Here is a 22648-nt window from a genome sequence, read left to right on the forward strand (position 1 = left end):
CTCATTTCCCCTCGACAATGGCCTGGACGGCGGTTTTCAGCGTGGCGATGACGGCTTCCAGCTCGTCCTTCTCCTCGGCGTTCAGGCCCTGCAGCGGCGGGCGCATCGGGCCGGCGTGCAGGCCCGAGACCTCGACCCCGTGCTTGACGCATTGGATGAACTTGCCGCCCTGCTCCAGCACCGCCATCAGCGGCATCATCGCCGACATGATCTTGCGGCCCTTGGCGAAGTCGCCGCGCACGGCGCAGGCTTCGTAAAGCGCGACATGCTCCTCGGGCAGGAAGTTCGAGCCGGCGCAGATCCAGCTGCGCGCGCCCCAGGCAAAGAATTCCAGCGCCTGGTCGTCCATGCCGCAAGACATCTGGATCTGCGGATAGTCGCAGGCCAGCGTGTGGATGCGGTTCACGTCGCCCGAGCTTTCCTTGATGCCGATGACGTTCTTCGACTGGCTGACGATGTCCAGGAACTCGCGCCCCATGCTGACGCCCATGCGGCCGGGATAGTTGTAAAGGATCACCGGCAGGTCGGCGGCGCGGTCGATCTCCAGCGCGTTGGCGGCGTTCTCGGCCTCGGTCGGTACCGAATAGGGCGGGGTGCCCAGCAGGATCGCATCGGCGCCCATCTCGCGCGCGCCCGCCGCCAGCGCGACGCTGTCGGGGGTGCGCATGGCGCCGGTGCCGACGATGACCGGCAGCCGGCCATCGGTGCGCTCGATGATGAAGCGGGCCAGCGCCAGCCGTTCCTCGACCGTCTCGGCATAGTTCTCGCCGGTCGAGCCGCCCGAGATCAGGCCATGGACGCCCGCCGCCACCAGCCGCTCGACCAGATCGGCAAGCGCGTCGTAGTCGATCGCGCCATCGGCCTGGAACGGGGTGATGACGGGCGTGTAGATGCCTTCCAGAACCATGCGGGGTGTCATTCGCGGCCTCCTCTGCGCGGGAATATCTCTGCCCAGTTGGTAAGGCAGCCACCGGCGGCGCCGCAAAGGAGAATGTTCAGGCCCCGGGCATTAGAAAAACTACGTCAGCCGCGGGGCGGCGCCGCGCTACCTGATCCCCAGCAGCGACAGGATGAACAGCACCACCACCACGAGGCCGACGAGATAGATGATCGAATGCATGGCGACGCTTCCTCCTGATGCCGGCCCGGATCGCCCGGCCGGCATCGGCTGGCGCGCGATCCGCTGGACCCTGTCGCCCCCGAACAGCCGCCGAGCGGCAAGGTTTCCCGGCTTGATCTTGTTTAAGCCGGCAGGAGGCGCATCCGCGCCGGGGTGCGGCCCGGGCCCCCGGCGCCGGCGCGGGCCGCCGCAGGGAGGGGCTTATTGCGCCGCCAGAAGCTCCGGCACCGACAGCAGGATGAATTCGTTATCCGCCGCCTCGCCGATCTGCCGCCCGCCCGAGAAGGGCAGGTTGTTGTCGTTGGCCAGGATGATGTGCTCTGCGTCGACCCGCGCCACGTCCTCGATGGTGAAGAAGGGGAAGCTGAAATTCCCCTCGGCCGGCTTCAGGCCCGGCAGTGCCTTGCCGTCGGGATCGGCGATGTCCAGCAGGTCGACATGGCCGATGCGGCGCAGATAGCCCTCGGCGTCCCGGCTGGCCGTATCGACCAGCACCACCCGCTTGACCCGCGCGGGCAGCGGATAGCAGGCCGAGAGGTCGGCGGCATCCTCGGGGCAGGCGCGGGCCGCGTCGCCCTCGCCATTGTCGCGCTCGACGATCAGGGCGCGGGTCTCGTCGATGAAGTTGAAATCGCCGATGGCCGTGGCGCCCTCGGACAGCCTGAAGCGATAGCTGTCGCCGGTCCAGTCGGCCTTGCCGGTGTCAAAGGTCATCACCCGCAGGAAATCGCCCTCGGGCTGGCCGTCATCGCCCAGAAGCGGCTTTTCCAGCATCGCCCAAAGCAGGCCGGTGCCCGGCTGCAGCGCCATCCCCTCGTAGCCGCCCGACCGCTGGACGCGGAAATCCTTGCCGGGCTGCGCCGGCACGGCGATGCCGGGCGTGTCGGGGCCGGCCAGCGCCTCGCCCTCCAGCAGGGTCGGATGCACCGACAGCACCCGCCCGTCCGGCGCCACCCGCAGGAGATAGGGGCCGAACTCGTCGCCGATCCAGAACTCGCCGTCCAGATACTGGATGCTTTCCGGGTCGAAATCGGCGCCGGTCAGATAGCGGCTCTCGGTCGTCTCGTTGGCGATGCGGAACGGCACCTTGCGGTCGGGATCGCGCAGGAACACGGTCTCCCGCCGCTCGACCGTGCCGGCGGCGAAATCCGGCTGCATGCGGTGAAAGAACAGCATGGCGTCGGGGCTGTTGGCCTTGGAGCCGAATCCGTTGTCGGTCAGGGCGAACCAGCTGCCGTCCTCGGCCCGGTTCATCGCGAAGCCCGACATGCCCTGCACCGGCTGGCCCAAGAAGGGCAGCGCGATGCCCGTCTTGTGGTTGCCATAGGTCGGCCCGGTATCGCCCTCGACCGACATGGGCGTGTCGTTGCGCGCCGCCCCGGTGAAGCGGCCCGACAGCCAGAGGTCGCGCGGCGCATCCGCCGGGGGCGGGATCATGCTGAAGGCGGGCAGGACCGCATGGCCGGCCAGCCGGGCCGGGAAGACCTCTTCTGCAAGGGCGGGAGCGGCGGCAATGGTGCAGGCAAGCAGGGCAGGGCCAAGGCGCATGGGAATTCTCCGTCATGGTTGATCCCGCCGCTTTAGGCCGGGCAGATGACGGGAATGCAGCGGGTCGGTGTCAGAACGGTGATACCGCCCTGCCCCGCACTTCCCTGCCCCGTCCGGCGGCTTGCCGGCAGGGGCGCGATATGGCCCCGCCCGCGGGTTTTTTGGGAACCCGGCCGCGGCCGCGATCCTTTCCCCCGGGGGATGGAACGGGACGGAGTCGGAACCATGCAGCCAGACGGGGGCGGAGCCGGGGCGCAGGACGGGGGCCGGGCGGGCAGGACCGCCGCCTCGGTCTTCGAGGCCGCCGGGCGCGCGGTGCTGCGGCAGGGCCGGCTGCAGGCCGCAAGCTTCGATCCCCGCGCCGCGCGGTTCGAGCTGGCGCAGGCGGCCCGCGACCAGCGCGCGCTTTACCAGGCCGCGCTGAAGGCCGATGCCGAAAGCGAGCATATCACCACCGCCACCCGCTGGCTGCTGGACAATTACCACACCATCGCCGAGACCTATCGCCACCTGACCCGCGACCTCAGCCCGGCCTTCCTGCGCTCGCTGCCGCGGGGCCGTTTCCAGCCGGTGGCCGAACCGATCCCGCGCGTGCTGGCGTTGGCCTGGGACTATGTCGCCATGACCGACGGCGACCTGCGCGAGCGCAGCTTCGCCGATTTCATCGCCGGCGCGCAGCAGGTGGACTGGCTGACCATCGGCGAGCTGTGGTCGCTGCCCTCGATGCTGCGCTATGCGCTTCTGCTGCGCATGCTGCGGCTGAGCGAGGAGACCGAGCACGCCCGCCGCGGCCGGCGCGAGGCCAATGCCGCCATGGACCGGCTGATGGCGCAGGACGAGCCGGGCCCCGCCGATTTCGACCTGGTGGTGCCGGGGCCGGCGCTGCGGAACCCGGCCTTCGTCGCGCAGGCGATCTATCGCATCCATACCGGGCTGGACCGCACCCATGCCATTACCGAGCAGCTGGCCCGCCGCCTTGAGGCGCGCGGCACCACGGCCGAGCAGGTGATGGCCAGCGAGCAGACCCGCCAGACCGAGAACAACGTCACCGCCGCCCATATCATCCGCGCGCTGAAGCGCCTGGACGAGATCAACTGGCGCGAATGGTTCGAGGCCACCAGCCGCACCGAGGCGATCCTGCGCGAGGATCCCGACCACCAGCGGCTCGCCCCCCAGACCCGCAACGCCATCCGCAACCGCATCGAGATGATCGCCCGCCATTCCGCCCTGGCCGAGCCCGAGGTCGCCGAGCGTGCGCTTGCCGCCGCGGCACGGCGCGGCATCCCGGTCTCGGTCGTGCTGCTGGGCGACGACGCGCCGCATTTCGAGGCCGATTGCGGCTATCGCCCGGTCTGGCGCGAGCGGCTGGCGCGGCTGGCGCGCCGCCACGGCATCCTCAGCCTGATCCTGCCGCTGGCCGTGCTGGTGACGGCGGCCTTCGGCCTGGCGCTGGCCTATGTCTCGGCCCAGACCGGCGGCTTCCTGGCCGCGACGCTGATCGTGCTGTCGCTGCCGGCCTTCCTGGACGCCTCGCTGGCGCTTCTGCGCTTCGTCGCCAGCCGGGTGATCCCGCCGGCGCAGCTGCCGGCCTACGGGTTCAAGGACGGCATCCCGCCGGACCATGCGACGCTGGTGGCGATCCCCTGTCTGCTGAGCGGCTTCGACACCATCGACGACCTGCTGAGCAATCTCGAGGTGCATTACCTCGCGAATCCCGACCCGGCGCTCAGCTTCGCGCTGCTGACCGATTTCACCGACGCGCCCGAGGAAACCGCGCCGCGCGACGCCGAACTGCTGGCCTATGCCCGCCGCGGCATCGCCGCCTTGTCCGAGAAATACGCCCATACCGGCCGCCGCTTCTACCTGCTGCACCGCCGCCGGCAGTGGAACGAGGCCGAGGGCGTCTGGATGGGATGGGAGCGCAAGCGCGGCAAGCTGGTCGAGCTGAACGCGCTGCTGCGCGGCAGCGCCGACACCAGCTTCGTCGATACCGGCCCGCGCCCGCCCGAGGGCATCCGCTATGTGGTGACGCTGGACGCCGACACGCGCATGCCGCGCGACACCGTGCGGATGCTGGTCGGGATGATGGCGCATCCGGTCAACCGCCCGGTCTACGACCCGGCGCTGCGGCGCATCGCCCGCGGCCACGGGCTGATCCAGCCGCGCGTGACCTCGCTGCTGAAGCACGGCAGCCAGACCTCGCCCTTCCAGCGCATCCTGTCGCAGGACAAGGGGCTCGACCCCTATGTCTTCACCGTCTCGGACCTGTATCAGGACCTGTTCGACCAGGGCACCTATACCGGCAAGGGCATCTATGACGTCGATGCCTTCATCGCCGCCGCCCAGGACGGCATCCGCGAGAACACGGTGCTGAGCCACGACCTGATCGAGGGCGCCTGGCTGCGCGCGGCGCTGGCGACCGACGTGAACTTCATCGAGGAATATCCCAAGCGCTTCGACGTGGACCTGTCGCGCCAGCACCGCTGGGCGCGCGGCGACTGGCAATTGCTGCCCTATCTGCTGGACCCGCGCAACGGGCTGGACGCGCTGGCGCGGTTCCGCATCGTGGACAACCTGCGCCGCAGCCTGCTGCCGGTGCTGTTGCTGCTGGCCGGGCTGGTGGCGCTGGTCGGCCTGCCCCATGCCGATGCGGTGCTGTGGCTGGGCGTGCTGGGCCTGTCCATGTGCCTGTCGCAGCTGCTGGGCTGGCTGATGGGCTTGATGCCGCGCCAGTCCGGGGTGGCGCCGCTGCGCCACATGCTGGTCATCGGCAACGAGCTGATCGACCAGCTCATGGCCTTCATGATGCGGCTGACGCTGCTGCCGCAGATGGCCTGGAGCATGGTCGACGCCACCGTGCGCAGCCTGTGCCGGGTCTATCTGTCGCGCCGGCACCTGCTGGAATGGACCACCACCGACGCCGTCGCCAGCCGCCGCCACGAAACGCCGACCGGCTATCTGGCGCTGATGCGCGGCGGGCTGGCGCTTGGCCTGGGCTTCATCGCGCTGGTGGCGGCGCTGCGCCCCGACAACCTGGCCCCGGCGCTGGCCATCGGCGTGCTGTGGCTGGGCGCGCCGCTGATCGCCTGGGTCAGCGCCCGCCCGATCGAGCGCGAGGGCGCCCGCCCCCTGACCGGCGAGGAGCGGCTGGAATGGCGGGCCGAGGCGCGGCTGATCTGGCGCTTCTTCGAGACCTTCGTGGACGAGCACACCCATCACCTGCCGCCCGACAACCACCAGGACGATCCGCAGCCGAAACTGGCCGAGCGCACCTCGCCCACCAATATCGGGCTCTACCTGCTCTCGACCGTCAGCGCGCACGAGTTCCGCTGGATCACCCTGGGCGAGGCGCTGGACCGGATCGAGGCCACGCTTTCCACCATCGAGCGGCTGGAGCGCCATCACGGCCATCTCTACAACTGGTATGCCACCGACACGCTGGAGCCGCTGGGCACGCGCTACATCTCGGCGGTGGACAGCGGCAATCTGGCCGGGCATCTCATCACCCTGTCCTCGACGCTGAAGGAATGGGCGCGCAACCCGGCGCTGTATCTGCTGCCCGAGCTTTCGGGCGCGGTCGACATCCTGTCGCTGATGCGCCGGCTGCACGCGGCGATCCCGCGCGAGCGGCGCAGCCTGAACCCGCTGCGCAACCGCATCGAGGAGCGCATCGCCGGCTTGTGGCGCAGCATGGCCACCGGCGACGCGCCGCATCTGGCGCCCCTGCATGTGCAGGGCCATGCCCGCGCCGCCGCCAATCTGCAGGTGCTGATCCAAGGCCTGGTCACCGAGGTTCCGACCGATGCCACGCGCGAGCTGGACTGGTGGGCCAGCCGGCTGGTCCGCACCTGCGACGAGATGGAGAGCCTGGGCCGGATCGACCCCGAAGAGGTCGCCGTGGCGGCCCGGCGCATGGCGGCGCTGGCCGAACGCGCCCGCGCCTTCGCCTTCCAGATGGATTTCGGCTTCCTCTACGACCCCGAGCGCCAGCTGCTCGCCATCGGCTACAATTGCGCCGAGGGCACGCTGGACCAGTCCTTCTACGACCTGCTGGCGTCCGAGGCGCGGCTCGCCTCGCTTTTCGCCATCGCCAAGGGCGACCTGCCGACCGAGCACTGGAACCGGCTCGGCCGGCCGATGACGGCCATGGCCTACGGCTCGACGCTGGTCAGCTGGTCGGGTTCGATGTTCGAATACCTGATGGCGCCGCTGATCATGGACGAGCCGCCCGGCTCGATCCTCTACAGCTCCTGCGACGTGGCGGTCGAAGCGCAGATCCGCGACGGCTGGCGCGCCGGCCGGCCCTGGGGCGTGTCGGAAAGCGCCTACAACGCCCGCGACGCCCAGATGAACTATCAGTATTACGCCTTCGGCGTGCCGGAACTGGCGCTGCGGCGCTGGCTGCGCGACGATCAGGTGGTGGCGCCCTATGCCAGCTTCATCGCCGCCACCTTCCGCCCGCGCAGCGCGCTGCGCAACCTGCGCCGGCTGGCGACCCTTGGCGCGCGCGGCGAATACGGCTTTTTCGATGCGGTGGACTTCACCCCCTCGCGCCTGCTGCAGGGCCGCAAATGCGCGGTGGTGCGCAGCGTGATGGCGCATCACCAGGGCATGAGCCTGATCGCCATCGCCAATTGCCTGATGGACGGGCTGCACCGCGTCCGCTTCAACGCCGATCCGGTGATCGAAAGCGTCTCGACGCTCTTGCAGCAAAAGACCCCGCGCGAGGTCTCGCCGCTGCTGCGCGAGACGCTGCGCCGCCGGCTGCCCGGCCCTTCGGAGCTGGGCCAGACCGAGATCGTCGAAGTGGCGGATGCCGCATCGGCGCCCCATACCGTCGCGATCATGTCGAACGGGCGGCTGTCGATGCTGCTCGACGCCAGCGGCGCCGGACGGCTGCGCATGGAGGGCGCGGCCATCACCCGCTGGCGGCCCGACCCGGCGGCGGACGTCTGGGGAGAATTCCTGTTCATCCGCGACGTCGGCTCGGGGCGCTGGTGGTCGGCGACGGCGGCGCCGGGCTTCGATCCCGGCATCGCCTATTCCGCCCGGCTGTTCGACTACAAGGCGAATTTCGCCGCCAGCGGCGAGGGCATCCATTGCGAGACCGAGGTGATCCTGTCCGACGACCTGGACGCCCGCGGCGCGCGGGTCAAGCTGCGCAACACCTCGGACCGGCCGCGGCAGATCGAGCTGACCAGCTACGGCGAGATCGTGCTGGACCTGAACGAGGCCGACCGCGCCCATACCGCTTTCTCGCGCATGTTCGTCGCCACCGAGGCCCAGCCCGAGCGCGGCCGCATCTTCGCCCGCCGCAACAAGCACAACCCACAGGACCCCGACCGCCACCTGATGCACATGAGCGCGGGGGCGGGCGTGGCCGATGCCACGGCCACCGACCGGCGGCTGTTCGTCGGACGCGGCCGCAGCATCCGCGCCCCCCAGGCGCTGGACAATCCCGACCTGCTGGCCCAGGCGGCGGCGGGCGAAACCTATACGCTGGACCCGATCCTCTCGCTGACCCGGCGGCTGACCATCGATCCGGGCAAGGAGGCGGTGGTGACCTTCTGGACCGTCGCCGCCACCAGCCGCGAGGCGCTGGAGGAGGCGCATCCCCGGCTGATCGACGAATCCGCCTATGAAAACGAACACCAGATGGCCTGGACCCGCAGCCAGGTGCAGCTGCATCACGCCGACATCACCCCCGAGGAAGCGGCGCTGTTCCGCCGCTATGCCGCGCTGCTGGTCTATCCCAACCAGGCGCTCAGCTCGCAGGTGCGCCACGAGATGGGCTCGCAATCGGCGCTGTGGCCGATGTCGGTCTCGGGCGACAATCCGATCATGGTGCTGCGCATCAACGACCCCGACCTGATGCCGGTGGCGCGGCAGGCGATCCGCATGCAGGAATACCTGCGCATGCGCGGCCTGGACTGCGATCTGGTGATCCTGAACGAACAGCGCGTGAGCTATGCCGCGCATCTGCACGAGGCGCTGAACAACCTGTGCCACAGCATGCAGCTGCTGCATTCGCGCCCCTCGGTCTTTGCCGTCGATGCCAACGGGCTGTCGCCCGAGACGCGCGACACGCTGCTGGCCGTCGCCCGCGTGGTGATCCATGCCCAGAACGGCAACCTGGCCGAGCAGATCCAGCGGCTCGAGCCGGCCGAGCTGCGGCGCGGCATCACCCGCCCGCCGTCGCGGCCGCTGCAGCGCCCGGCGCTGCGCCCCGACTTCCCCGCCGAGGAGCTGCATTTCTGGAACGGCACCGGCGGCTTCGACGCGCAGGGCAATTACCTTGTCCGCCTGCGCCATGGCGAGACTACGCCCAATCCCTGGATCAACGTCGTCGCCCGCAGCGATTTCGGCTTCCACATCTCGGCCGAGGGCGCGGGCTTTTCCTGGTCGGCCAATTCGCGCGACCACCAGCTGACGCCCTGGTCGAACGACGCGGTCAGCAACCCGCCGGGCGAAGGCATCCTGATCCGCGACGTCGGCACCGGCGCGATCCATACCCCCTATGCGGCGCTGTCAAGCCAGCGCGAGGCGCTTTACCAATGCCGGCACGGCGCCGGCTTTTCCGAATTCGCCGCCTGGTCGGGCGAACTGGAGATCACCGCGCTGCATAGCCTGACGCCCGACGCGGCCCTGCGGGTGATCGGGCTGCGGCTGGTCAATTGCGGCACGCGCCGGATGACGCTGGACGTGGCGCAGTTCCTTGAGCCGGTGATGGGCGGCTCGCGCGCCAAGACCGCGCCCTATCTGCAGCTGCGCTACCTGCCCGAGGCGCGCGCCGTGGAATGCGAGAACCCCTATTCCATCGATTATGCCGGCCAGCGCATGATCCTGTCGGTGGACAGCGAGGTGACGGGGCTTTGCCTGTCGCGCCTGATCTGGCAGGGCCGCAACCGCGACGCCTGCCTGCCGGCCTGGTTCGATTCCACCCTCAGCCACCGCTTCGTGCGCCGCCATGACGGCGACCCGGTGATGATGCTGGAAACCCGCATCGAGATCGAGCCGGGCGAAAGCCGCACCGTCACCTTCCGGCTGGCCGCCGCGTCCGGCGCCGCCGCCGAGCCGCTGCCGGCGCGGGCCGACACCGCCCGGCAGGCCGCCACCGCGCAGACCGACCACTGGCAGCACATCTTCGGCCGCCTGCAGGTCCAGACCCCCGACCCGGCCTTCGACCTGATGGTGAACCGCTGGCTGCCCTATCAGGCCATCGCCTGCCGGATCCGGGCGCGCTCGGCCTTCTACCAGGCCTCGGGCGCCTATGGCTTCCGCGACCAGTTGCAGGACACCTCGGCCATGCTGGTCTATGACCCGGCGCTGGCCCGCGCCCAGCTGCTGGAGGCCGGCTCGCGCCAGTTCCCCGAAGGCGACGTGCAGCACTGGTGGCTGCCCGGCACCGGCGCGGGGGTGCGCACCATGATCGCCGACGACGTGGTCTGGCTGGGCCATGCGCTGGCGCGCTATGTCGAGGTCACCGGCGACCGCGCGATCCTGGACGAGCCCCTGCCCTTCATCCTGGGCCGCGCGCTGGGACCGGGCGAGCACGACGCCTTCTACACGCCCGAGATCAGCGACCGCACCGCGCCGCTTTACGAACATGCCGCCCTGGCGCTGGAGCTGGCCATCGCCCGCACCGGCGAACAGGGCCTGCCGCTGTTCCTGGGCGGCGACTGGAACGACGGCATGAACCGGGTGGGCGCGGCCGGGCGCGGCCAGTCCGTCTGGATGGGCTGGTTCCTGGCCCAGACCATCGCCATGATGGCGCCCCTGGCCGAGGCGCGGGGCGAGGAGGAGCGCGCGAAACGCTGGCGCGGCCATGCCGCCAAGCTGTCCCGCGCGCTGGACCGGCACGGCTGGGACGGCAGCTGGTATCTGCGCGGCCTCTATGACGACGGCACGCCGCTGGGCTCGGCCTCGTCGCAGGAATGCCGCATCGATTCCATCGCGCAAAGCTGGTCGGTGATTTCGGGCGCCGGCCGCAAGGACCGCCGCAACCCGGCGCTGGACGCGGCGCTGGAACACCTGCTGGACGAGGACGGGATGCTGCTGCGGCTGTTCACCCCGCCCTTTGCCGATGCGCCGCAGGACCCCGGCTATATCAAGGGCTACCCGCCCGGCGTGCGCGAGAACGGCGGGCAATACACCCATGCCGCGATCTGGATGGTGCAGGCGCTGTGCATGGCGGGCCGCGCCGACGACGCCTGGCGGGTGTTCCGGCTGCTCAACCCGATCAGCCATGCCAGCGACGCCGCGACCCTGCGGGTCTATCGCGGCGAGCCCTATGTCGTCGCCGCCGACGTCTACGGCGCCGAGGAAAAGACCGGCCGCGCCGGCTGGACCTGGTATACCGGCTCGGCCGGCTGGCTGCACCGCGTCGCGGTCGAGCATATCCTGGGCCTGCGCATCAGGAACGGCGAACGGCTGGAGGTCGCGCCCGCCCTGCCCTCGCACTGGCCGGGTTTCCGCGCCAGCGTGATGATCGGCGACCGCCGGCACGAGGTCGAGGTCGCGCGCGACCAGAGCGGCGCGCCGCAGGTCCGTGTCGGCTGACGGGGCGGGAGGCGGCGGCATGACGGCACGGTCCCGGCACAGGCCGCGGCAGGGAAAGGCCCCGCCTGCTGCCCGCCTTCGCGGCGCGGGCTTACTCCGCCTCGGCCAGCAGGGGCAGGATGCTGCCCCGCTCTTTCAGGCAGCGCAGGGTGAAGATCGAGCGGGCATGCCGGATGCCCGGCACCCGATAAAGCTTGCGGCGCAGGAATTCCTCGTATCCCCGGGTGCCGCTGACCGCCACCTTCAGCAGATAGTCGTAGGCGCCGGTGGTCAGCCAGACCTCCTGCACCTCGGGGATGGCGGCCATGGCGCGGCCGAATTCCTCCAGCCCCTTGTCGTCGTGCCGTTCCAGCGTGATCTCGATGATGACGGTCTCGGCGGCGCCGAGGCGCGACTGGTCCAGGATGGCGGCATAGCCCTTGATGACGCCCTCGGCCTCCAGCCGGCGGGTGCGCTGCCAGCAGGGGCTGGGCGACAGGCCGACCGTTTCGGCCAGCTGGCTGTTCGACAGCCTGCCGTCGCGACTCAGCGCCCGCAGGATCCGGAGGTCGGTCGCGTCCAGCGGGCGCGGGGCAGAAGTTTCGCTCATCATATCACGGTATTGCCAAAAGAATCTTTTGCATTCTTGCTTAGAGGCAGAAATAAAGAAAGGAAATTTTGCAAGGATTTGTGGCATCATCCCTGTGGGAGGAGCGAGATGGAAAGCCTGCAAATCGTCAGTTCTGCCGCCGCCGTCCGCCCGCCGCGGATCGCCCCGGCGGCCGCGATCCGCGGCGCGACGCGCGGGCGGACCCGCCCCTGACCAGTTCCCCGAGGCAAAGGAGGTGCCGATGGAGACGCCAGACCCGAATGACTATCCGCCGCTGAGCCTTGTGGTCCCCGAGCCCGAGGTGCGGCCCGGCGGGCAGCCGGATTTCTCGCATGTCGCGATCCCGCGCGCCGGCACGGTGCGCCGGCCGCCGGTCGATGTGGATCCCGAGGAGATCCGCGACCTGGCCTTCACCATCATCCGGGTGCTGAACCGCGAGGGGCAGGCGGTGGGGCCATGGGCCGAGGCGCTGGACATCACCCCCGAGGACCTGCTGACCGGGCTGCGCCACATGATGACGCTGCGCATCTACGATGCGCGGATGCTGAACGCGCAGCGCCAGCAGAAGACCAGCTTCTACATGCAGCACCTGGGCGAAGAGGCGATCTCCTGCGCCTTCCAGCGGGCCTTGGCGCCGGGGGACATGAACTTCCCGACCTACCGGCAGGCCGGGCTGCTGATCGCCGCCGGCTATCCGCTCAGCTCGATGATGAACCAGATCTTCTCGAATTCCGAGGACCCGATGCGCGGCCGGCAGCTACCGGTCTGCTATTCCTCGCGCGAGCACGGCTTCTTCACCATCTCGGGCAACCTCGCCACGCAGTTCATCCAGGCGGTGGGCTGGTCCATGGCCTCGGCCATCTCGGGGGACCGCAAGATCGCGGCGGGCTGGATCGGCGACGGCTCGACGGCAGAGAGCGACTTCCACGCCGCGCTGGTCTTCGCCTCGACCTACAAGGCGCCGGTGGTGCTGAACATCGTCAACAACCAATGGGCGATCTCGACTTTTCAAGGCATTGCGCGCGGAGGTTCAGGCACTTTCGCAGCACGCGGGCACGGCTTCGGCATTCCCTCGCTGCGGGTGGACGGCAACGACTATCTCGCGGTGCTGGCGGTGGCGAAATGGGCGGCGGAACGCGCCCGGCGCAACCTCGGCCCGACGCTGATCGAATATGTCACCTATCGCGCCGGCGGGCATTCGACCTCGGACGACCCCTCGGCCTATCGTCCGGCCGAGGAAAGCGCGGCCTGGCCGCTGGGCGACCCGATCCTGCGGCTCAAGAACCACCTGATCGCGCTCGGCCATTGGAGCGACGACCGCCACGCCCAGGCCGAGGCCGAGATCCTGGCCGAGATCACCGAACAGCAGAAGCGCGCCGAGGCCATCGGCACCCTGCATCACGGCCAGCACCCGAGCCCCGCCGACATGTTCGAGGATGTCTATGCCGAGATGCCGCCGCATCTTCTGAAGCAACGTCACGAGGCGGGGTTCTGACATGGCACGCATGACGATGATCGAGGCCATCCGCGACGCGCTGGACGTGGCGATGGAGGCCGACCCGACGGTGGTGGTCTTCGGCGAGGACGTGGGCTATTTCGGCGGCGTCTTCCGCTGCACCGCCGGCCTGCAGGCGAAATACGGCCGCACGCGCTGTTTCGACACGCCGATCAACGAATCCGGCATCGTCGGCGCCGGCATCGGCATGGCCGCCTATGGGCTGAAGCCGGTGGTGGAAATCCAGTTCGCCGATTACGTCTATCCGGCCTATGACCAGATCGTGTCCGAGGCGGCGCGGCTGCGCTATCGCTCGGCCGGGCAATTCACCTGCCCGATGGTGGTGCGCATGCCCACCGGCGGCGGCATCTTCGGCGGCCAGACCCACAGCCAGAGCCCCGAGGCGCTGTTCACCCATGTGACGGGCCTCAAGACCGTGGTGCCCTCGAACCCGCGGGACGCCAAGGGGCTGCTGCTGGCCGCCATCGAATGCCCCGATCCGGTGATCTTCCTGGAGCCGAAGCGGCTTTACAACGGGCCCTTCGACGGTCATCACGACCGCCCGGTGACGGCCTGGAAAAGCCATGAGCTGGGCGAGGTGCCCGAGGGGCATTACACGGTCCCGCTGGGCAAGGCGGTGCTGCGCCGCCAGGGCCGGGCGGCGACGGTGCTGACCTATGGCACCATGGTGCATGTGGCGCTGGCCGCGGCCGAGGAATCCGGCGTCGATGCCGAGGTGATCGACCTGCGCACCCTGCTGCCGCTGGACATGGAGACCATCGTCGCCTCGGTGAACAAGACCGGCCGCTGCCTGGTGCTGCACGAGGCGACGCTGACCTCGGGCTATGGCGCGGAACTGGCGGCGCTGGTGCAGGCGGAATGCTTCTGGCAGCTGGAGGCGCCGATCCGCCGGGTGACGGGCTGGGACACGCCCTATCCGCATACGCATGAATGGAGCTATTTCCCCGGCCCCGCGCGGGTGGCCGAGGCATTGCGTCAACTGGTCGAGGTGGCCTGAGATGGGTATTCACGCAATCCGCATGCCCGATATCGGCGAAGGCATTGCCGAGGCCGAGATTTCCGAATGGCTGGTCAAGCCCGGCGACATCCTGCGCGAGGACGATCCGATGGTCGCCGTGATGACCGACAAGGCGACGGTGGAAATCCCCTCGCCCGTGACCGGCACGGTGGTCTGGCAGGCCGGGGCGCCCGGCGACGTGATCGCCGTCGGCGCCGAACTGATCCGGCTGGAGGTGGACGGGCCGGGCAATGTCGCGGGCGACACGCCCGCCCCGGCGGCCGCCCCGGGGCCGTCGCGGCAGGCCGAAACCGCGCCACCCGATCCCGAACCCGCGCAACCGAAGGCCGAAGCGCCGCCCGAACCCGAGCCCCAGGCGGAAAAGCCGGCACCGAAACCGGCGGCGAAACCCGCGGCGGCCGCTTCCCCCGCGCCCCTGCGCCCCGAGGGGGAAAGGCCCATCGCCTCGCCCGCCGTCCGGGCCCGGGCGCGCGAGGCCGGGGTGGACCTGCGGCTGGTGCGCGGCTCGGGTCCGGCCGGCCGCATCGGTCACGAGGATCTGGACGCCTTCATCGCCTCGGGCGGCATCCCGGCCCCTTCGGGTCCGCAGCCCGACGGTTCGGTCGAGGAGATCCGCGTCATCGGCCTGCGCCGCAAGATCGCCGAGCGCATGCAGGCCGCGAACAGCATCCCGCAGATCACCATCGTCGAGGAGATCGACGCCACGGCGGTCGAGGATCTGCGCGGCCGGATGAACGCGCAGGGCAAGGGCGCGCGGCTGACGCTGCTGCCCTTCATCGCCCGCGCCATCGTGCGCGCCGTGCATGAACAGCCACTGATGAATGCGCATTACGACGCCGAGGCGCAGCTGATCCGCCGCTTTGGCGGGGTGCATCTGGGCATCGCGGCGCAGACCCCGACCGGGCTGATGGTGCCGGTGGTCCGCCATGCCGAGGCGCTGGACCTGCGCGCCACCGCGGCCGAGATCGCGCGGCTGGGCACGGCCGCCAAGGAAGGCACCGCCAAGCGCGACGAGCTTTCCGGCTCGACCATCACCATCACCTCGCTGGGGCCGCTGGGCGCCATCGCCTCGACCCCGATCCTGAATGTGCCCGAGGTCGCCATCGTCGGCGTCAACCGGCTGGCGGTCAGGCCGTTCTGGAACGGCGCCGCCTTCGAGCCGCGCAAGATGATGAACCTGTCCTGCAGCTTCGACCACCGGGTGATCGACGGCTGGGACGCCGCCGTCTTCGTGGCGCGGTTGAAAGAGCTGCTGGAAACCCCGGCGCTGATCTTCGTGGAGGGCTGAGCGATGCGCGAGATCCAATGCAGGCTGCTGGTCATCGGCGCCGGTCCCGGCGGCTATGTCTGCGCCATCCGCGCCGGGCAGCTGGGCGTCGACACGGTGATCGTGGATGCCGAGCCGCCCGGGGGCACCTGCCTCAATGTCGGCTGCATCCCCTCCAAGGCGCTGATCCATGCAGCCGATGAATTCCATAGGCTTGCAGAGCTTTCCTCGAATTCTTCGATGGGCATTTCCGCCGGCGGCGCCCGGCTGGACCTTGGGGCGACGATGGCCTGGAAGGACGGCATCGTCACCCGGCTGACCGGCGGCGTGGCGACGCTGCTGCGCAAGGCCAAGGTGCGGCTGGTCACCGGCCAGGCCACGGTCCGCGACGGCAAGACCGTGCTGGTCGAGACGCCCGAGGGCCCGGTGCAGATCCGCGCCGAGGTGCTGGTCATCGCCACCGGCTCGGAGCCGATCGAGATCCCGGCGCTGCCTTTCGGCGGCAAGGTCATCTCCTCGACCGACGCGCTGGCGCTGACCGAGGTGCCGGGCCGGCTGGCCGTGGTCGGCGGCGGCTATATCGGGCTGGAGCTGGGCATCGCCTATGCCAAGCTGGGCGCCGAGGTGACGGTGGTCGAGGCCGCGCCGCGCATCCTGCCGCAATACGATGCCGAGCTGACGCGGCCGGTGGCGCAGCGCCTGACCCAGCTGGGCGTGCGCGTGCTGACCGGGGCGCGGGCCGGCGGGCTGTCGGACAGCGGCGCGCTGCGCGTCGCCGGCGTGGACGGGGCCGAGGACATCCAGGCCGACAAGGTGCTGGTCACCGTCGGCCGCCGCCCCCGCGCCACCGCTGCCGGGCTGGCCGGGCTGCGGCTGGAGATGGCGGGACCGTTCATCCGCATCGACGAACGCTGCCGCACCTCGATGGCCGGGGTGCTGGCCATCGGCGACGTGACCGGAGAGCCGATGCTGGCGCATCGCGCCATGGCGCAAGGCGAGATGGTGGCGGAACTGGTCGCGGGCCAGCGCCGCGCCTGGGACAAGCGCGCCATCCCGGCGGTCTGCTTCACCGATCCCGAGATCGTCAGCGTCGGCATTTCCCCCGAGGAGGCGGCAGCGGCGGGGCGCGAGGTCGTCACCGGCCTTTTCCCCTTTGCCGCCAACGGCCGGGCGATGACGGCCGGGGACGAAACGGGCTTCATCCGCGTCACCGCCCGCGCCGATACGCATGAGGTGCTGGGCATCCAGGCGGTCGGGGCCGGCGTGGCCGAGATGGCCGGCGGCTTCGCCCTGGCGCTGGAGATGGGCGCCCGGCTCGAGGACATCGCCGCCACCATCCACGCCCACCCGACCCGCGGCGAGGCGCTGCACGAGGCCTGCCTGCGGGCGCTCGGCCACGCCCTGCATATCTGACAGGCCCGCATCCCGGCCGGGCGGCCACCCCGTCGCCGCCCGGCCGCAACGCCGTGCCGCCATGGCCCGGCCGTCCCGCCTGCAGGGCTGCGCAGGCCGCAGGATCTTCAACAAAGCTTCACGAAGCTGAGCCGTTTTCGTCACGCAAGCCCTCTATCAGTCCCCCAACCGCTCACGGAGGGCCCGCCTTGCTTGCAGTTCAGAACGTCACCCGCGTCTTTTCCGGGCGTGCCGCGGTGGACGATATCAGCTTTGCCGTGGACGGCCCGGCCTTCGTCGGCATCATCGGCCGGTCGGGCGCGGGCAAGTCCACCTTCCTGCGGATGATGAACCGGCTGACCGACGCCTCGGCCGGGCGGATCTGCGTGGACGGGCGTGACATTCTGGCGCTGCGCGGCCGCGACCGCCGCGCCTGGCAAAGCCAATGCGCGATGATCTTCCAGCAGTTCAACCTGGTGCCGCGCATGGACGTGGTTTCGAACGTGCTGCATGGGTTGCTGAACCGCCGCCCGGTCCTGGCCACGCTGTTCAACCTGTGGCCGCGCGCCGACATCCTGCGCGCGCTGGAGATCCTCGACCGGCTGGGCATCGCCGAACAGGCCCCCAAGCGGGCCGAGGCGCTGTCGGGCGGCCAGCAGCAGCGCGTCGCCATCGCCCGCGCGCTGATGCAGGACCCCCGGATCATCCTGGCCGACGAGCCCATCGCCAGCCTCGACCCGATGAATGCGCAGATCGTCATGGACACGCTCAAGCGCATCAATGTCGAGGACGGCCGCATGGTGATCGCCAACCTGCACACGCTGGACACGGCGCGGCGCTATTGCGACCGGGTGATCGGCATGCGCGACGGCCGCATCGTCTTCGACGGCACGCCCGCGCAGCTTTCGACCGGCGTCGCCCGCGACATCTATGGCGCGGACCACAGCTTCAACGAGGCCGCGACCTCGACCGCCATCCCCGCCGACGCCGCGGCCGATGCGGCCTATGCCGCGCGGCTGATGGCCTGACGATCCCTGCATACTCGCAACCCATGGAGAGACCATGAAACCGCTTGCCCTGGCGCTTGCCGCCGCCACCGCCTTCACCTCGGCCGCCACCGCCCAGCCGATCACCGGCTTCAACCTCGGCATCATGGGCGGCGAGAACGCGCAGGACCGCATGACCTCGAACGAATGCTACCGCGCCGCCATCGAGGCCGAGCTGGGCGTGCCGGTCAAGGTCTTCACCCCCGCCGATTACGACGGCGTCATCCAGGGCCTGCTGGGCGGCACGCTGGACATGGCCTGGCTGGGCGCCTCGGGCTATGCCAAGATCCACCTGACCGATCCCGAGGCGGTCGAGCCGGTGCTGACCAAGCAGAACATGGACGGCTCGACCGGCTATTACGCCATCGGCTTCGCCCGCAAGGACAGCGGCATCGCCTCGATCGAGGATGCCAGGGGCAAGTCCTTCGCCTTTGCCGAACCGAACTCGACCTCGGGCTATCTGGTGCCGGGCGCCGAGCTGGCCGAGACCCATGGCAAGCTGGAGGATTTCTTCGGCCAGGTCCGTTTCGCCGGCGGGCATGAACAGGCCATCATCGGCGTGGCCAACGGCGATTTCGACGCCGGCGTCAGCTGGGCCGACGGGCTGGGCGACTGGGAGGACGGCTATAACTCGGGCGCCTTCCGCAAGGCCGCCGATGCCGGGCTGGTCGAGATGAACGACCTGGTCGAGATCTGGAAGTCCAAGCTGATCCCGGAAGGGCCGATGGTGCTGCGCAAGGCCCTGCCGCAGGAGGTCAAGGACAAGGTCACGAAGCTGACCGCCGACCTGCACGAGACCGACAAGGCCTGCGCCTATGGCGTCGCGCATGGCGAGGCCATGGATTTCGTGCCGGTGACGCATGACGCCTATCTGGGCGTGGTCGCCGCCCGCAAGCTGCAGGAAACGGCGCAGTAGGCGCCTTTCCCCGGCCGCGTCCCCGTGCCGGGGCGCGGCCTTCGCATTTCAGCCGCAGGACTCTCATGGCCGCCCTTGCCCCGGACCATATCCGCGATGCCTATCTGGAACTGGCCCGACGCCGCCGGCTTTACGGCGGGCTGTTGCTGGTGCTCTTCGTCGCCATGATGGCGGCGGGGTTCCGGCTGGCCGAAAACCGCAATGCCGGCGGCTTCGTCGACGGGCTGCCGATGGTGCTGGCCTTCCCCTCCGAGGTGCTGACCGAGGCCTGGCAGAAGCGCGCGAACCTGCCGGGCCTGCTGGCCAAGCACCTGCCCTCGCTGGTCGAGACGCTGAACATCGCCGCCGTCTCGACGCTCATGGGCGGGCTGATGGCGATGGGGCTGGCGCTTCTGTCGACGCGCGGGCTGGCGCGCTGGCCGCGGCTGACCGGGCTGTTCCGCCGGCTGATGGACGCGCTGCGCGCCGTGCCCGAGATCGTGATCGCGCTGGTGCTGATCTATATCCTCGGCGGCGGGCCGGTGCCGGCGGTCATCGCCATCTCGCTGCATACTGCCGGCGCGCTCGGCAAGCTGTTTTCCGAAGTGGCCGAGAATGCCGACCTGAAGCCGGTCGAGGGGCTGGCCTCGGTCGGCGCCGGCTGGGGCCAGCAGGTCGGGCTGGGGGTGCTGCCGCAGGTCGCGCCGAACTGGCTGTCCTATGCGCTGATGCGCTTCGAGATCAACCTGCGCGCCAGCGCCATCCTGGGCTTCGTCGGCTCGGGCGGCATCGGCTACGACCTGAAGCTGGCGATGCAATGGGGCACGGGCCGCTATGACGAGGTGGTGGCGATCTTCCTGCTGCTGTTCGTGGCCATCGTCGCCATCGACCGGCTGTCCGACCACGCGCGCAGCCGGCTGGTAAGGGGCTGAACCATGACGACCACCGCCACGCTTTCCCCCGCGCTGACCGATACCGTGCTGACCCGCTTTGCCCGCCGCCGGCTGGCAGCCTTTGCGGTGCCGCTGGCGATCCTGGCCTATCTGGCCTATGCCGCCATCGCCTTCGACATCGCCGGGCTGGCCGGGCGGGCGCGGATGGACAATGCCGCCGTGCTGCTGGCGGATTTCTGGCAGCACAAGACCCATGTGACGCGCGACAACCGCACGGGCGCCTTGCGCGTCGCCATCGACGGCGAGGCCAAGGGCACCTATCCGCCGGATCGCCTGCCCACCTGGATCGCCGCCGAGGGCGATGCGACCCGCATCGACCTGGGCCACGGCCATGTCGTCACCTATGACGCGGAGGGCGCGCGCTACGACGTGCCCGGCTACGGCCTGATCGACATCCGCCAGCAGGACGGCGGGCTGCACCTGACCGCGCCCGAGCCGCTGCCGGACTGGATCAACGCCACGGACAGCCGCGTCAGCGTCACGACCGAGGCCGGGCGCTTTGCCTATACCCGCGCCAAGGTCGAGACCTTCCGCTATCAGCCGGGCTGGGCGCTGTTCTTCTTTACCCTGGACAGCCCGTTTCACTACATGAGTTGGCCCGAGATCGCCGCCAGCGCGCTTTGGGGGCCGCGCGTCGATCCCGGCCTGCCCAACATCGCCGCCATGGCGCGCGATTTCTGGACCAATGCGATGTGGCGGCATGGCGACGTGATCTGGGCGATGTTCGAGACGGTGCTGATGGCCTTTCTGGGCACGTTCGGCGCGGCGCTGGTGGCGCTGCCGCTGGGCTTCATGGCGGCGCGCAATATGATGCCGCTGGGCGCGCTGCGCTTCGGGCTGCGGCGGGTCTTCGACTTCATCCGCGGCGTGGACGGGCTGATCTGGACCATCGTGCTGGCCCGAGCCTTCGGTCCCGGCCCGATGACCGGCGCGCTGGCGATCCTGCTGACCGACACGGGAAGCTTTGGCAAGATGTTCTCGGAAGCCCTGGAAAACATCGACGAAAAGCAGGTCGAGGGCATCCGCTCGACCGGCGCGGGCGCCGTGCAGCGGGCGCGCTTCGGGGTGATCCCGCAGGTGACGCCGGTGCTGCTGAGCCAGGTGCTGTATTTCCTGGAATCCAACACGCGCGGCGCCACGGTGATCGGCGCCATCGTCGGCGGCGGCATCGGCCTGTTGCTCACCCAGGCGATCCAGACCCAGAAGGACTGGGAGGACGTGGCCTATTACATGGTGCTGATCGTGCTGATGGTGATGGCGATGGACAGCTTCTCTGGCTGGCTGCGCCGCAGGCTGATCCGGGGCTAGACGCCTCTCCGTCGCGGCGATCCGGGATCGCGGGTCGCCGCCCCAAGGCCGCGCCGCCCAAGGGCGCCTGAAGCCAGGGCGGCGCGCTCTCCCTGGCGTCCAGCGTTCTTTTCGGGCTGCTGCTTTTGGCCTGCGTTGCGCTGTGGATCATGGTGCGGCGCGGGCTGGTCTGAGCCTGCGCCGCGGCGGGCTCACATGCCGCTGTAAAGCGGGAAGCGCGCGCAAAGCGCCTCGACCTCGGCCTTGACGCGGGCCTCGACCTCGGCATTGCCCGCCTCGCCATGCGCGGCCAGCCCGTCCACCACCTCGACGATCCAGCGGGCGATCTGGCGGAACTCCTCCTCCTTGAAGCCCCGCGTGGTGCCGGCCGGGGCGCCCAGACGGATGCCCGAGGTCACGAAGGGCTTCTCGGGATCGAAGGGCACGCCGTTCTTGTTGCAGGTGATATGGGCGCGGCCCAGGGCCGCCTCGGTCGCCTTGCCGGTCACGCCCTTGGGGCGCAGGTCCGCCAGGCACAGGTGGTTGTCGGTGCCGCCCGAGACGATGTCGATGCCGCCGCGCATCAGCTCGTCCGCCATGGCGCGGGCATTGGCGACGACCTGCGCGGCATAGTCCCTGAACTCGGGGCGCAGCGCCTCGCCGAAGGCCACCGCCTTGGCGGCGATCACATGCATCAGCGGGCCGCCCTGCAGGCCGGGGAACACGGCCGAGTTGATCTTCTTGGCGATCTCGGCATCGTTGGTCAGCACCATGCCGCCGCGCGGGCCGCGCAGCGATTTATGCGTGGTCGTGGTCACCACATGGGCATGCGGCAGCGGCGAGGGATGCTGGCCGCCCGCCACCAGCCCGGCGATATGGGCCATGTCGACCATCAGCCAGGCGCCCACCTCGTCGGCGATCTTGCGGAATTCGGCCCAGTCCCAGATCCGCGAATAGGCGGTGCCGCCGGCCAGGATCAGCCTGGGCTTCGTCTCATGGGCCTTTTTGCGGATCTCCTCCATGTCCAGCAGCTGGTCCTGCTGGCGCACGCCGTAGCTGACGACGTTGAACCACTTGCCCGACATGTTGACCGGCGAGCCATGCGTCAGGTGGCCGCCCGAATTCAGGTCGAGCCCCATGAAGGTGTCGCCCGGCTGCAGCAGCGCCAGGAACACCGCCTGGTTCATCTGGCTGCCGCTGTTCGGCTGGACATTGGCGAAGCCGCAATCGAAGAGCTGCTTGGCGCGTTCGATGGCCAGCTCCTCGACCACGTCGACATATTGGCAGCCGCCGTAATAGCGCTTGCCGGGATAGCCTTCGGCATATTTGTTGGTCAGGACCGAGCCCTGCGCCTCAAGCACCGCCTTCGAAACGATGTTCTCGGACGCGATCAGCTCGATCTCGTCGCGCTGGCGGCCAAGCTCCTGGCGGATCGCCCCGAAAATGGCAGGGTCGCGG

Annotated in this window: 13 protein-coding genes; 9 read left to right on the forward strand and 4 right to left on the reverse strand. The window is 69.8% G+C overall.

What is annotated here, in order from left to right; translation table 11 throughout:
* Position 1: 1 nt before the first annotated feature.
* The gene (locus tag L632_RS0108330; protein WP_084648070.1) at positions 2-919 is read right to left on the reverse strand and encodes a dihydrodipicolinate synthase family protein; all 918 of its coding nucleotides are present in this window, start codon (positions 917-919) and stop codon (positions 2-4) included.
* A 402-nt stretch (positions 920-1321) separates the two neighbouring features.
* Complete coding sequence (locus L632_RS0108340; RefSeq protein ID WP_028716617.1) at positions 1322-2668, reverse strand: esterase-like activity of phytase family protein; 1347 nt, start codon at positions 2666-2668, stop codon at positions 1322-1324.
* A gap of 225 nt (positions 2669-2893) precedes the next feature.
* On the opposite strand from L632_RS0108340, the gene L632_RS22250 reads away from it, so the two are divergent.
* On the forward strand, positions 2894-11227 hold the full coding sequence (locus tag L632_RS22250) for a GH36-type glycosyl hydrolase domain-containing protein (RefSeq protein ID WP_051476399.1): 8334 nt from the start codon (positions 2894-2896) through the stop codon (positions 11225-11227).
* A 91-nt stretch (positions 11228-11318) separates the two neighbouring features.
* Here L632_RS22250 and L632_RS0108350 read toward each other — a convergent pair whose 3' ends face one another.
* Positions 11319-11816, reverse strand: coding sequence for an Lrp/AsnC family transcriptional regulator (locus L632_RS0108350; protein WP_028713787.1), 498 nt, complete (start codon positions 11814-11816; stop codon positions 11319-11321).
* 241 nt (positions 11817-12057) lie between these two features.
* On the opposite strand from L632_RS0108350, the gene L632_RS0108360 reads away from it, so the two are divergent.
* The 8 genes from L632_RS0108360 (at position 12058) to phnE (L632_RS0108395) (ending at position 21211) form a co-directional block, all read left to right on the forward strand.
* Positions 12058-13311, forward strand: a complete 1254-nt coding sequence (locus L632_RS0108360; RefSeq protein ID WP_028713786.1) for a 3-methyl-2-oxobutanoate dehydrogenase (2-methylpropanoyl-transferring) subunit alpha — start codon at positions 12058-12060, stop codon at positions 13309-13311.
* Position 13312: 1 nt separating this feature from the next.
* Complete coding sequence (locus L632_RS0108365) at positions 13313-14329, forward strand: alpha-ketoacid dehydrogenase subunit beta (RefSeq protein ID WP_028713785.1); 1017 nt, start codon at positions 13313-13315, stop codon at positions 14327-14329.
* Position 14330: 1 nt separating this feature from the next.
* Positions 14331-15638 (forward strand): dihydrolipoamide acetyltransferase family protein, encoded by a 1308-nt coding sequence (locus tag L632_RS0108370; RefSeq protein WP_028713784.1) that lies wholly within the window; start codon positions 14331-14333, stop codon positions 15636-15638.
* Positions 15639-15641: 3 nt separating this feature from the next.
* Positions 15642-17030 (forward strand): dihydrolipoyl dehydrogenase, encoded by a 1389-nt coding sequence (gene lpdA / locus L632_RS0108375; protein WP_028713783.1) that lies wholly within the window; start codon positions 15642-15644, stop codon positions 17028-17030.
* A 188-nt stretch (positions 17031-17218) separates the two neighbouring features.
* Positions 17219-18037, forward strand: coding sequence for a phosphonate ABC transporter ATP-binding protein (phnC, locus tag L632_RS0108380; protein WP_028713782.1), 819 nt, complete (start codon positions 17219-17221; stop codon positions 18035-18037).
* A 34-nt stretch (positions 18038-18071) separates the two neighbouring features.
* On the forward strand, positions 18072-18971 hold the full coding sequence (phnD, locus tag L632_RS0108385; RefSeq protein WP_028713781.1) for a phosphonate ABC transporter substrate-binding protein: 900 nt from the start codon (positions 18072-18074) through the stop codon (positions 18969-18971).
* A 65-nt stretch (positions 18972-19036) separates the two neighbouring features.
* Entirely contained in the window at positions 19037-19882 is an 846-nt protein-coding gene (phnE, locus tag L632_RS0108390; RefSeq protein ID WP_028716618.1) for a phosphonate ABC transporter, permease protein PhnE, read from the forward strand.
* A 3-nt stretch (positions 19883-19885) separates the two neighbouring features.
* On the forward strand, positions 19886-21211 hold the full coding sequence (gene phnE / locus L632_RS0108395; protein ID WP_036697637.1) for a phosphonate ABC transporter, permease protein PhnE: 1326 nt from the start codon (positions 19886-19888) through the stop codon (positions 21209-21211).
* 191 nt (positions 21212-21402) lie between these two features.
* Here the strand turns inward: phnE (L632_RS0108395) and glyA are convergent.
* On the reverse strand, positions 21403-22648 hold a 1246-nt coding region (gene glyA / locus L632_RS0108400), incomplete at its 5' end, for a serine hydroxymethyltransferase (protein ID WP_028713778.1).

Origin of the sequence: Paracoccus sp. J39, assembly GCF_000518925.1 — a bacterium.
GTDB lineage: Bacteria > Pseudomonadota > Alphaproteobacteria > Rhodobacterales > Rhodobacteraceae > Paracoccus.